12 protein-coding genes are annotated in these 12,985 nt (G+C 48.6%); 4 read left to right on the top strand and 8 right to left on the bottom strand.

Annotated features, from left to right (window positions below; genetic code table 11):
• Window positions 1-272: 272 nt before the first annotated feature.
• A complete protein-coding gene (locus EOE67_RS11950; protein WP_127699313.1) occupies window positions 273-1,127 on the bottom strand; it encodes a LysR family transcriptional regulator in 855 nt (284 codons plus the stop codon).
• A 96-nt stretch (window positions 1,128-1,223) separates the two neighbouring features.
• Between EOE67_RS11950 and EOE67_RS11945 the strand changes: the two genes are divergently transcribed.
• From EOE67_RS11945 to EOE67_RS11935, 3 genes are all read left to right on the top strand, one after another.
• Window positions 1,224-2,399 (top strand): acyl-CoA dehydrogenase, encoded by a 1,176-nt coding sequence (locus tag EOE67_RS11945; protein WP_127699312.1) that lies wholly within the window; start codon window positions 1,224-1,226, stop codon window positions 2,397-2,399.
• Between the two features lie 102 nt (window positions 2,400-2,501).
• Complete coding sequence (locus EOE67_RS11940) at window positions 2,502-4,742, top strand: thiamine pyrophosphate-dependent enzyme (RefSeq protein WP_127699311.1); 2,241 nt, start codon at window positions 2,502-2,504, stop codon at window positions 4,740-4,742.
• Entirely contained in the window at window positions 4,739-5,737 is a 999-nt protein-coding gene (locus EOE67_RS11935) for a malonyl CoA-ACP transacylase (protein ID WP_127699310.1), read from the top strand. The genes EOE67_RS11940 and EOE67_RS11935 overlap by 4 nt, the downstream gene beginning before the upstream one ends.
• 21 nt (window positions 5,738-5,758) lie before the next feature.
• On the opposite strand, the gene EOE67_RS11930 is transcribed toward EOE67_RS11935, so the two are convergent.
• Window positions 5,759-7,210, bottom strand: a complete 1,452-nt coding sequence (locus EOE67_RS11930) for a diguanylate cyclase (protein ID WP_164852308.1) — start codon at window positions 7,208-7,210, stop codon at window positions 5,759-5,761.
• Window positions 7,211-7,508: 298 nt separating this feature from the next.
• On the opposite strand from EOE67_RS11930, the gene EOE67_RS11925 reads away from it, so the two are divergent.
• Window positions 7,509-8,894 carry a Na+/H+ antiporter NhaC family protein gene (locus tag EOE67_RS11925; protein ID WP_127699308.1) on the top strand — a complete coding sequence of 462 codons (1,386 nt, stop codon included), beginning with the start codon at window positions 7,509-7,511 and terminating at the stop codon, window positions 8,892-8,894.
• Window positions 8,895-9,212: 318 nt separating this feature from the next.
• Here EOE67_RS11925 and EOE67_RS11920 read toward each other — a convergent pair whose 3' ends face one another.
• From EOE67_RS11920 to EOE67_RS11895, 6 genes are all read right to left on the bottom strand, one after another.
• On the bottom strand, window positions 9,213-9,752 hold the full coding sequence (locus EOE67_RS11920) for a GNAT family N-acetyltransferase (protein ID WP_127699307.1): 540 nt from the start codon (window positions 9,750-9,752) through the stop codon (window positions 9,213-9,215).
• 204 nt (window positions 9,753-9,956) lie between these two features.
• Window positions 9,957-10,220: a hypothetical protein gene (locus EOE67_RS11915; protein WP_127699306.1), complete on the bottom strand. Its 264-nt coding sequence runs from the start codon at window positions 10,218-10,220 to the stop codon at window positions 9,957-9,959.
• A gap of 81 nt (window positions 10,221-10,301) precedes the next feature.
• A complete protein-coding gene (locus EOE67_RS11910; protein WP_206099579.1) occupies window positions 10,302-10,745 on the bottom strand; it encodes a VOC family protein in 444 nt (147 codons plus the stop codon).
• A gap of 87 nt (window positions 10,746-10,832) precedes the next feature.
• Window positions 10,833-11,351, bottom strand: a complete 519-nt coding sequence (locus EOE67_RS11905; RefSeq protein WP_127699305.1) for a GNAT family N-acetyltransferase — start codon at window positions 11,349-11,351, stop codon at window positions 10,833-10,835.
• A gap of 93 nt (window positions 11,352-11,444) precedes the next feature.
• A complete protein-coding gene (locus EOE67_RS11900; RefSeq protein WP_127699304.1) occupies window positions 11,445-11,876 on the bottom strand; it encodes an acetyltransferase in 432 nt (143 codons plus the stop codon).
• A 158-nt stretch (window positions 11,877-12,034) separates the two neighbouring features.
• Window positions 12,035-12,925 carry a hypothetical protein gene (locus EOE67_RS11895; RefSeq protein WP_127699303.1) on the bottom strand — a complete coding sequence of 297 codons (891 nt, stop codon included), beginning with the start codon at window positions 12,923-12,925 and terminating at the stop codon, window positions 12,035-12,037.
• Between the last annotated feature and the right edge of the window lie 60 nt (window positions 12,926-12,985).

Raw genomic sequence — 12,985 nt, 5'->3', positions numbered from 1 at the left:
ACGGAGGGCGGATTCAGCGAAGCTAGTCCGCCGTTAGGTGGCCAAATTGCGGGTGATCATCCGGCGCACTACCGCTGACGCGGTGAGTGGCGCCCTTGAAAATAGATGAATGTAGGTTTTAATCTTGTCACCAAAATCTGGCATCATTTGGTTTTCCCTACAGCCTGTGTTGTCACAGTGGCAGCCCTGCTCGCGACCACTTTTTTAATGTATTGACGACAACCGGCCTGGTTGTTGGTGATACTGGCTTTGCTGCTCAGCCCGTTCTTGTCCTAGTTCCAACCACCCAGCAACGACTGCTTTTTCGCCACCTCACACAAGGTTTTCACCGCACTTTGGTGCTGCAATTCTTTGCTAAAAGCCAGCACCAATTCCCGCTCTGCCAGTGGCAATTGCAACGGCCGGATTTGCATCTCCGCGCGGTTGCGATGACTTTCAAAGGCCGGTAATAACGCGCAGCCAATACCGGCGCCCACCAAGCCAATGGCATATTCGATGGTATGAATATTGGCGCGGATATCGGCTTTGATATTTTGCCGATTGAGTGCGGTTTGCAGTTGATCCCAGGCGTCACAAGGCGTGCGTTTAATCAGCGGTAACTTTTTAAAATCTTCCAGCGCGATTTCTGCCTTGGCGCAAAGTGGATGCAACGCCGGGATCGCCAGCAAATAGGCGTCGCTCCACAAATGTTGATATTGCTCACCGGCTTTCAGCTGCCGGATATTGATAATCCGCGCATCACAAGGCTCGTCCGGTTCGACTAAGTGCAGCTCCAGCCCTGGCAGCTGGCTGTGAAAATCTTTCAGCAACTGACTCATCCGCTCTACCCCCAAAGCACGTACCAATCCAAGCCGGAATTGCAACCGTTTCGGCGGTTTGCTAAAAGAGGCTTTGACCGCCTGCAACTGGCTGATGATTTGGCTGGCCTGACTGTACAGCCGTTCGCCCTCTTCGGTTGGTTTGACGCCTTTAGGCAAGCGAATAAACAAACTGCAATGAAGTTCAGTTTCTAACTGTAACAGCGCCGCTGACACCGAAGGCTGCGCGACTAAGCAATGCCGGGCCGCTGCGCTGATGCTGCCTTGCTCAAAAACCGCGACAAAATAACCCAACTGACGTGTATCCATAGCTATTATCTATACCTGCAACAGGTTGTATATGATTTAACTTTATACGCAGCCTTCATAAGATGGCAATCAGAATCACAGAGGCGAACCACCACCATGAGCAAAACCGCATTTAACTGGCAAGACCCATTTGCATTCAATACTTTACTGACCGAAGAAGAACGGATGATCCAGCAAGCAGCACAGGATTATTGTCAGGAACAGTTGATGCCGCGCATTCTGGAAGCCAATCGCCACGAACATTTTGATGCGGCCATTATGCAGGAGCTGGGTGCTTTGGGCTTTTTAGGCGCCACTTTGCCGGAGCAATATGGTTGTGCTGGCATCAATTACGTTAGTTATGGCCTGATTGCGCGGGAAGTAGAACGGGTCGACAGCGGTTATCGCAGCGCCATGAGCGTGCAATCATCGTTAGTGATGCATCCAATTTATACCTACGGCAGCGAAGCACAGCGGCAGAAATATCTGCCAAAACTAGCCACCGGTCAATGGATTGGCTGTTTTGGTTTAACCGAACCAGATTCAGGTTCGGATCCAGCCAGCATGCGTACTGTAGCGAAAAAAATCGACGGTGGTTATTTGTTGTCCGGCGCCAAAATGTGGATCACCAACTCGCCCATTGCCGATGTGTTTGTGGTTTGGGCCAAACTTGATGGTGTGATCCGTGGTTTTATTTTGGAAAAAGGCACGAAAGGCTTGAGCGCACCAAAAATTGAAGGCAAATTTTCACTGCGCGCCTCGATTACCGGTGAAATTGTGATGGACGAAGTGGAAGTGCCGGAATCGCAGTTACTGCCCAATGTTCAGGGATTAGGCGGACCTTTTGGCTGTTTAAACAAAGCCCGTTATGGCATTGCCTGGGGTGCTTTGGGCGCCGCTGAATTCTGCTGGCACGCCGCCCGCCAATATACCCTCGATCGTCATCAGTTCGGTCGGCCACTCGCAGCTACCCAGCTCATTCAGAAAAAACTTGCCGATATGCAAACCGACATCAGCCTGGGTTTATTAGGTTGCTTGCAAGCCGGCCGCTTGATGGACGCCGGTACTTTGCCGGTGGAAACCATCTCGTTGATTAAACGCAATTCCTGTGGCAAAGCGCTGGACATTGCCCGCATCGCCCGCGATATGCACGGCGGTAACGGTATTGCCGACGAATACCATGTGATCCGCCATGTGATGAACCTGGAAGCCGTCAATACCTACGAAGGTACCCATGATGTGCATGCGCTGATTTTAGGTCGTGCCATGACTGGCTTGCAGGCGTTTTGTTAACACGTGGCTCGCGAAGAACCGGTAACACAATCCGGCCATGGCCAGCAGCCGCGAACTTAACCTGCATCGCGGCTTGTCCAAAAACAATAATAAAGGACCTGTATGAGTAACTACGAACCCCATGCCTGGGCTACGGCTTACTTTGAAAAATGCCGCAACGCGCAGCTGCCAACGCCGCTGAATCTGGCACCGGATTTAAGCGATGCTGAGCTGAATCAGCTGTTTTTATCGATGCTCAGTAGCCGTTTATTAGATTTACGCTCAAGGTTGCTACAAGCCAAAGGCCAGAGCTTTTACACCATCGGCTCCAGCGGCCATGAAGCCAATGCGGCCGTCGCAGCGCAGTTACGCGTCACCGATCCGGCGTTTTTGCATTATCGCAGTGGTGCCTTTTTTATTGAACGCAGTAAACAACTGCCGGGCAGCACGCCAATTTATGATTTGTTATTGTCTTTTACTGCCTCCAGCGATGACCCTATTTCCGGCGGCCGCCATAAAGTCCTGGGCAGTCTGGCGCTGGCTATTCCACCACAAACCAGCACCATCGCTTCGCATTTGCCCAAAGCTGTTGGCACTGCTTTTGCCATCGACTTAGCCAAGCGGTTACAAATTCCCGGGCAATGGCCAGAAGATGCCATTGCGCTTTGTAGTTTTGGGGATGCATCTGCCAATCACTCCACCGCACAAGGCGCGATTAACGCGGCCAGTTGGGCTGATTATCAGCATTTACCGGTACCGGTCTTGTTCTTGTGCGAAGACAACGGTCTTGGCATTTCCACGCCAACCCCTTGTGGCTGGATCCAACACAGCTTAAGCCCGCACATGCAGACTTTTAGTGCCGATTCGCGCGATTTAAATCAAGTCAAACTTGCCGCCCAAGCCGCAGCTACTTTTGTGCGCACCCAGCGTAAACCAGCCTTGTTGCATCTGAAAACTTTCCGTTTATTTGGTCATGCCGGAGCCGATGCCGAAGTGGCGTACCGGCGTAAACAGCAAATTGAAGGTGAACTGGAGCAAGACCCATTGCTGTACGCCAGCGCCCTGCTGCTCGCGCGTATCCTTCATACACCGGCAAGTCTGGCTCTTTGTGCTGAAACTTTAGATCAGCAAATTGCCCGGGTTGCCGATGCTGCCTGCAGCCGACCGAAACTCACTTCTGCTGCGGCCGTGATGCAAAGCATTATTCCAAAACCAACAACGCTCACGCCTTTGCCTGCCAACGCGCCACGCGAAGAAGTACTGAATTTTGATAAACATAATCTGGGTAAAGCCCAGCATATGGCAAAACTAATTAACTGGACCCTGCACGAAACGATGGCGCAGTACCCAAATGCGGTGGTGCTGGGTGAAGACGTCGGTAAAAAAGGCGGTGTCTATAACGTCACCAGTCAGTTAGTGCAGCAATTTGGCATTAACCGGGTATTAAACACGCTGCTCGACGAGCAAAGTATTCTGGGTCTTGCCATTGGTTTAGCCCAACAAGGTTTTTTACCTATTCCGGAAATTCAGTTTTTAGCTTATGTGCATAATGCTGAAGATCAAATTCGTGGTGAAGCCGCGACATTGCCGTTTTTCTCCAACGGCCAGTACCAGAACCCGATGGTGATCCGAATTGCCGGTTTGGGCTATCAACGCGGCTTTGGCGGTCACTTTCATAATGACAACTCGTTTGCGGTGTTTCGCGATATTCCGGGTATTTTGCTGTTTTGCCCATCAAACGGCCATGATGCAGCGTTATTGCTGCGCCAGGCGATACAGCTCGCCAAACAACAACAGCGATTGGTGATTTTTTTAGAGCCGATTGCACTTTATATGACCCGCGATTTACATCAGCCCGGCGATAATTTATGGGCGCGCGAGTTACCAACTTTGGATACGCCGCTGCCAGAACTTGGCACACCGGCGATTTACCCGGCGGCTGGTGCGTCACAACTGACCATCATCAGTTACGCCAATGGCCTGCATTTAAGCTTGCAAGCGCAGCAACAGCTGGCGGCACAAGGTGTTGCCGTCACTGTTTTGGATTTACGTTATTTGATCCCGCTCAATATTGAAAAAATCGTTGCCGCTTTGGGCTCCGAGCACAAAGTGCTGATTGTTGATGAGTGTCGCCGCAGAGGTTCATTAAGCGAAGAATTGTTTACCGCTTTACATGAAACCAAACCGGTTTTTTATCAGCTGCAACGGTTATGCGCAGAAGACAGTTTTATTCCGCTGGGAGCAGCGGCTTATACCGTGCTGCCGTCAGTGGCGCAAATTATCGCCCACACTAAATTGCTATTGCCGCAGCCGGTACTGGCCACGTCGTCTTCTAAAACTACACTTAGCAAGGAATTGCCATGAAACCAACAGCCCTGGCGTTATGTCCCGGTCGTGGCACCTATCAAAAAGCCGAATTTGGCTGTTTACGGCCGTTTTATCACAGCGATACTTTGTCGCAGATTGATAAAACACGCCGTACGTTAAATCTGCCGACGGTCAGCGAGCTGGACGGCGCCGACAAATATTTACCGGCGCTGCATCAACAACCGGCCAATAATGCCGCTCTTATTTACGCCGCCGGTTTAAGTCAGTTTGCTGCCATTTCACGGGATGATTATCAAATCGTCGCCGTCAGCGGTAATTCGATGGGCTGGTATACCGCGATGAGCTGCGCCGGAGTCTGGGACGCCGCTTTGGGCACCGAAGTAGTCTCCACCATGGCACAACTGACCGCAGGCGCAGCTGGCAAACAATTTATCTATCCGCTGTTAGATGCCGACTGGCGTTTAGATCCGGAAAAACAAGCGCTGGTCGCTGCCCAATTACAGCAACAAGCGCCGGATTTATACCGTTCGATTCAATATGGTGGTTACGCGGTACTCGCCGGCACCGACCATGCGGTGACAAGTGCGATTGCCGCCCTGCCACCACTGGATGAGCGTTTTCCGCTGTTATTACAAGGACATGCCGCCTTTCACAGTCCGTTGATGCAACAGGCATCTGCAGCGGCACTCGCGAAATTTAAGCCCGAGCATTGGCAACAGCCAAATCTACCGCTGATCGACGGTGCCGGACGGATTTGGCCGGCTGGGCATAACAATCTGTGCGAACTACAGCAATATACTTTTGGTACTCAAGTCAGCAGCTGTTACAACTTTACCCAGGCCGTGCAGCTGGCGGTGAAGGAGTTTTCGCCGGATCACATCATCTTGCTGGGCCCTGGCCAGAATCTGGGTGGTGCGGTGGCGCAAAGTCTGATCGAAATTGGTTGGCGTGGGCTTCGTTCAAAACAGGATTTTGTTGATTTACAACAATCTGCGACCCCGTTTTTAATTGAAGCGGCTTCGCTGATTTAAGTGCGGCTGCAGTTGTTTTTTTTACTCTGCTGCAGTGGGCTCTACCAAATGCAGCTGGTCGCGGCCTTGGTTTTTCGCAACATACAAGGCTTCGTCGGCCAGTTGCAGCAGCTGTTTTGCGTCCAATGACAGCGGTGGAACCTGACAATAAGCACCAATACTAATGGTACAAAATCGCTGCTGACCAGCCCATTCCACCGCATCAGCGGCGAATTTGCCAACAAAAGCTTGCAGCAGCTTTTTCATATCCGCCGCCGGGGTACCGACGCTAATCAGAATAAATTCTTCACCGCCGTATCGGACCAGCATATCCTGTGGCCGCTGAAAATTTTGCAAACATAAGGCAGCAAAATGGCGCAAACACTGATCGCCAAACAAATGGCCGCACTCATCATTCACTTGCTTAAAATGATCCAAATCCATCATCGCCAGCGTTAATGGCAACTGCTGACGCTGACATAACGCCAGCGCTTGCTGCAATTTGGTGTCCAGATACTGCCGGTTATATAAACCGGTCAAGGGATCATGTTGACTCAGCTGTTCCAGCTCGGCATTCGCCAAGCGCAAAGCGCGGTTTAGGCTACTGGTTTTTAAGTAAAACCAACTGCCAAGCAGCGACAACACCAGCACGACACTCACCAGCAGCCACCACAGGCGATAATCAACTTTGTGTTCAAACTGCACTTTTAGCCATTGATTATTAATCTGCTGCTGCGCGTTAGCATCAATCCGCAGCAAGGCTTTTTGTAACACCGACGACAGCAGCGGCTCATCAATCCGGCTGCCGATGCTCATTTCACTGTCCCCGGTCAGGCGGCCGCTGATTTTTAGGTTGGTCATTTTATTTTGCTGCAAACTAAAACTGATGCTGCCCATATTGCCTAAAAACCCATACAACAAACCACTTTGCACTTGCAGCAGCCCTTCTTCGTAACTGTCGTAGGGTATAATTTGCAAGTCCGGATATTGCGCCTGATAAAGCTCAATAAAGCCAAAACCGCGGCGAATACCAATTGGCATTTTGGCAACCTGATGTAAGTCCTCAAGATAAGGTTTATCAATGGTCGTTGCGATCACACTAGGAATGGTCAGATAAGGTTTGGTAAACAGTAAAAACTTTTCGCGCGACGGCGTGCGCATGGCCAGCGGTAAAAAATCACAACGTTGCTGTTGCAGGAATAATAACGATTCACTCCAGTCTTTGGTTGGTACCAGTTGCATGGTTAGTGGCAACAACTGACCAAGCAGCTTCAGGTAATCGGCTGACATGCCGATGTGTTTTTGCTGCGCGTCCAGGGCTTCAAACGGCAACCAGTTCGGATCGATACAATACCGAAGCTGTTGTTTTTGCTTTAAATAAGCAATTTCTTCGGCAGTAAAAAGTAACGCGTCCGGCTGCTGCGCCTGCGAGACTGTACTGAGCAACACTATTGCTGCCAGCATGCTCAACATCAGACTGAACCGATTCAACATCGCGCATTCACCCATTACCCACCACCTGCAGTATTCAACATAAACAGTGTTCTGCACAGGTGCAAGGACTGCTGAATAATATATCAGTGATTGCTTAAGTCATAATGATGCTGGGCACTGCAACTGCAGAATATTGCGCCTCGCAAGTGGAGTGAGCGCATTGGCACCAGGTTCGGAAATGCCTCGAATAGCAACTCTCGCGGGCGCTTCGTGCATAGCGAAGGCGATAAATTTTATGTTATCGTCTGATCTGTAACAACAATCATAAAAAATTCTGAGGTGTAAGTTGGCGGATTGGATGACCCTTATCCCGGCCCTGGTGGCTTTGGTGGTGGTACTGTGGAAAAAAGAAGTAATTGTCGCCCTGCTGTTGTCGTTGTTTAGCGCTGAGTTGCTCCTGTTACTCAAATCCGGCCACGGTGTGGTTGAAGCCAGCACCTTAGGCGGTTTTAATGTGCTGGAATCGATGGTGCTGGTGATGACCGATGCTGGCAACGCCCGCTTGTTGTTATTCGCCTTGTTAGTCGGCGCTTTGATGGCGTTTATGCGCTATTCCGGTGGTGTCAGTGCGCTGGTCAACCTGCTGATTAGTAAAGGCATTGCCAAAAACGCCCGCCAAACCCGTTTGTTAACCTTTACCACGGGTGTGGTCATTTTTATCGAGTCCAACTTGTCGGTACTGACCGCCGGTATTTTATCCCGCGGTTTGTTCGACAAATTTAAACTCAGCCGGGCCGAACTTGCTTATATCATCGACAGCACCAGTGCGCCGATTTGTATTCTGATTTTACTCAATGGCTGGGGTGCTTATATTTTGGGACTGCTTGGCACTTATCAGCTGCCGGAAAGCGCAATTTCAATTTTAGTGCAAACCATCCCGCTTAATTTTTACCCCTTATTTACGCTAGCCGTGGTGCTGTTTACCATTGTCAGTGGTCGCCATTTCGGACCCATGCGCCTTGCGAATCAGCAATTACTGCTGAGCAACAACAGCAATAAAGCGCCGGAAATCGAGATCCCGGCCAGCAAAAGCCGGTACATGTTATTGCCCTTGCTGACCATGATCGTGTCGATGGTTGGTTTTATGTACTGGACCGGTAATGGCGATCTAGCCGCGGGCTCAGGCTCTAAATCAGTGCTGTATTCCACAACTCTGGCCTGTTTGGTGGCATACCTGCTGCTGGCTTTTGACAAACATTTTAACCATCAGCAACTGGTTGATATTGGTTATAAAGGCATGAGTGAATTACTGGGGCTGGTGACCATTTTACTGCTGGCAATGGCGCTTGGTGCCAGCTTAAAAACCTTAGGTACTGGTACTTATATTTCCGGGTTAGTTGCTGAATCGATGCCGTTGTTTTTAATTCCGGCGGCCATCTTTTTGGCAGGTGCGCTGATCTCATTTACCACCGGCACATCCTGGGGCACCTTTGCTATTTTGATCCCCATCGGCATGCCATTGGTGGTAGAGCTAAACCTACCGCCGGCGCTGGTACTGGCCGCAATTTTAGGTGGTGGTGTCTTCGGCGATCACAGCTCCCCCATCTCCGACACCACGGCCGTTAGTGCGGTTGCGGCTGGCTGCGATTTATTAGAGCACGTCAAAACACAGCTACCTTATGCGGTATTTTGTGCGGTATTGAGTTTTATCGCATATCTGATACTGGGTTGGTGGATGATTTAACATCGGCGAATTAAAACAAAGCCTGGCTCGCGCCGGGCTTTGTTTTATCTGGAACAGGGTCGTTTTAAAGCAGGTTGTGAGTGCGCATATCCTAACGACAAAAACCAATCACCCACCAGCTGGCAGGCCACGCAACGACGTGCTCCCCCACATGTCAAACACATGGATATCGTCAGCATAAAGTGCAGCGAATGTGTCAACATCCTTGCTGAGAACGGCCTCTGCATAGGCGGTTAGGACGTTGCGAAAGAGATGGGTGTCAGACATTTTAGGTCGCCTTGTAACAAATTTTGTGACAAGTTAACAGCATAGATTAAATCATCCGTTCAAAGCGTCTTGTTCCAAATTCGCCGGATTGACCAAGGACGTGAGTACATGATCTTCCCAGCAGCCATTAATTTTCAAATACTTCTTTGCCAACCCCTCTTTGGCAAAGCCGAGCTTCTGCAGCAAATTCCCTGACCGCGTATTGCACGGCATATAATTCGCCATCACTCTGTTTAATTCGAGCTCCTCAAACGCATATAGAATTGCCGCCTGACATAACTTGCGCATGGCTCCGGTGCCTTCAAAGTCTTTTGACACGCCATAACCAATAAAACATGCCCGAAAAGCGCCGTAGACGATATTTGTTAAAGAACAATGCGCAATCACCCTGCCATCATCGAGCCCGATAAAATGGGCTGCACTGCCAAGCCGATGTTGTTCCTCGTATTCAGACAATCGCGCCTGAAGCGACGCTGCACTGTAATAATCAGTTGCCCGAATAGGTTCCGAAAGATGAAAATGATGCGCATTGGTACTGTAGTAGTCAGCCAGCTGTCGCGCATCGTCTTTTGTGATCAGGCGTATGTTCATTATTTTACCAAATCCGAAATAACTGCCGCGCCGCCAAGCCACACCGAAGTGTGTTGATGGCGCTGCTGATATGGAGAATTACTGAAGCGATCAAAAATCACGGTTTAAATAACTCAGGTTTAGTGCTCGATAAATGCATCAGGATCGAAACCATCATATCCATTGTATGACCAACTCGAAATTCCTGAGTTTTATAAATACAATCTAATGCTTAGCAAGTGTAGAATGATGCATAACCCAATAAGCTAAAGCTACAAATACTCCGCCAACGACAACCGCTAACGCCCATAACCAAGAATTCACAAATACCAAAGCGCCATGCTCTTTCTGCAGTCTGTTGGCGTCGTTAAATACAGCGGCTCCAAAACCAAGATGTACCAAAAGTACCCCGATCATTGGCAGAACAGTCCAGGTAAGGCCAAAAGTCATGATTTGATCCGGATTGAAATTACTAAAATTAAAGTCCATTTTGTATCCTTGTTTGCGACGTCACAGCAAGTTCTTTTACTGGCGACAATAGTTATTTTTTACGTATCTTTGCGTTACGATTCAAGGCAATGGCTCAATGAGGCCGATTCGGTTACCTTCGCTATCTTCGATTTCAGCAACATAAGCATACTCACCCGCCTTAGTTTTAGGGAAAAGTACTTTTGCACCAGCCAGTTGCGCGCTGGTCAGCGTGCTGTCGATACTTTCAGCATGTAAGTAGATCAGCGTGCCATGTAGTGATGGTTTGTAGATCTCGCCCATTGCTAATGCGCCGCTAATCCCAGATCCATTAAGGTCAAAATGCATGAGCGCCATCTGATTGTGATGGATCTGTTCGAGTTGAAAATCAAAACCAAAGACTTTTTCGTAGAACGCCATGGCTCGCGTCATGTCGGTTACCGGAATTTCAAAATACATCGCCGGGTTCGGTTTCTGTACCATATTTTTACTCTCATGAATTGAACAAGCTGAAACCAACATTGCAACAGAGGCAATCATGATCATCGTCATTTTGCTTCTGGTTTGTGCAGCGAATAAATTATGAAAAAAGTGTCTGACGACCATAGTTTTATTGCCTAATGCTGTGCCTTGTTAAGCGTTTGCAGGATTAACCAATGCTGTGAGGACATGATCCTCCCAGGAACCATTAATTTTCAGATACTTCTTTGCCAGACCTTCTTCGGAAAAACCAAGCTTCTTGAGTAAACGGCAGGACCGTTCATTGCAAGGCATATAATTCGCCATAATTCTATTTAGTTCAAGCACATCAAAAGCATACTTTATTGCTGCCAGGCATAACTTACTCATAGTTCCCGTGCCTTCAAATTCTTTTGAAACTCCATAACCGATAAAACATGCCCTGAAAGGGCCGTAAACGATATTCGTCAAAGAACAATGAGCAATCACTTTTCCATCATCAAGTCCAATAAAATGAGCGGCACTGCCAACTCGATGTTGTTCTTCATATTCAAACAACCTAATCTGAATCGATGCCTCGCTGTAATAGCCAGGTTCCCGGAAAGGTTCCCAAAGATAGAAGTGCTGTGCATTGGAACTGTAATAGTCAGCTAATCGGCTTTCATCATCTTTTGTGGTCAGACGTATATTCATTGCTTCATTTAACTCTTAACGCCAGCCAGCGCGCGGCTTTGTTGTAACACCGCAACAGAAAAGTCGTCGCCGAGCCTGCCCTTGTTAAATTTTTTATAGCACCATATGCAACAGTGGATATGGCTTACCCTGTCTATCAATTGTTGAGCGGCCTATCACTTTAAAGCCAATATGCTGATAAAAACCTAGCGCTTGCCTGTTTTGTTCATTTACGTCGACCTTTGAAGCGCCCTGCTCTTTGATAGCATGAGCTGACAACATTGCACCAATTCCTTTTCCACGAGCATCAGGTGAGATGAACAACATCTCAATATTACCGCTATGGACGCCGCAAAAACCTTGAATTTCGCCGTGAGCATTTTTAGCGCACCTTAGATCAACTGCGTCAAAATACTGCTCTAAGATCAATGGCTTTAACTCTTGTAGATCATCTTCAACCAGAAAGTCATGCGTTGCTCTGACCGAGGACCCCCAGATTTCTATCAACTTGAGGTGGTCTGCTTTTTCTACGATCTCAATATTCATCACAAAACCCGATTGAAAATTTAACTCTGAGCGCATGCGCGTGTCGCAGGGACAGAAGGCCCCGAATGACGAGGCTTGATGTTGGTAAATTCACTACAGAGGTTACGTCTTCACTAAAGAACAACCGCTCTTTTGAAACATCGCAAATACATAGGCGCTCATAGATGGAATTCCCGAACTGAGTACCCAAAGTCATTGGCTTGAGAATGCAGACGATCAAGGATCTCCGGCCTGTGTTCAAATCCGGTAATAACCACAATGCGCTGACCAAGGCGATTTTTGGCGTGAGCGATAATATTAGCCGCCATAGCATCATTGCGAATTTTCCAGAATTTAGCGGCTTCCGTTAAAAAGTCGGTAAACTCATGCAAGCCCTCATTTTCCTCAGCAACACTTCGTAAAACTTCGTACATGTAATAGTGCTTTTTCCGAACAATGGCGTCGCACACCGGTGAATTAATATATTCTGGTTTTGCATTGCTGCATGCATCGCGCAGCTCGAACGATGCCAATACTGCTGTTACTTGTGCTGTAGATTTCGGGGTAAGCTGACCATGTTCAAAAAGAGCTGAAAGTTTTTCGGAAAACGCGGCTTCACGAGCAAAATAATTTGTTTTTTCATAATATTGATTCCGACCTTCCATTTCGTAAGGCGCAATGGGTACCCCAGTGTTTAGATGGTACAGCCAAACAGCCTTGCCTTCCTGCCCATCCCGGTATTGAGCCTTTAAACGCCCGTCTGAATCGAAAAATGACGAATCAACCTCATAGAGAATGACTGAAGGCCTAACCCGACCAAGCATTTGCTCCAGTGCAAGACTGCTGTAATCAGCAGTTTCTGCGTGGGTTGTTCCAATTACAATTATTTCTGTCGGCGATTGCCTGACAACATTGTTACTCGATGCACATGACGCCACTATGAAACATACCTTCCAGACCATTGCCTTTTTCCACATGCTAGCGGACATGCAAAAAGCCACCAAGCATCGCAGACTGATGCAAGTCACACGCGTTAAGGTTCTCAGTGATTGAATATGTTGTTTGGCCATATAACTTCTGCTCCGGTGTAGATTTTTATAACGCCAGCCACACAGGCGAGCAACCTGGCG

It is taken from the genome of Rheinheimera riviphila (genome assembly GCF_004005945.1).
Taxonomy (GTDB): Bacteria; Pseudomonadota; Gammaproteobacteria; order Enterobacterales; family Alteromonadaceae; genus Pararheinheimera; species Pararheinheimera riviphila.
Note: the sequence above shows the minus strand (reverse complement) of the source record. Positions and strands in the feature narration are given on the sequence as shown.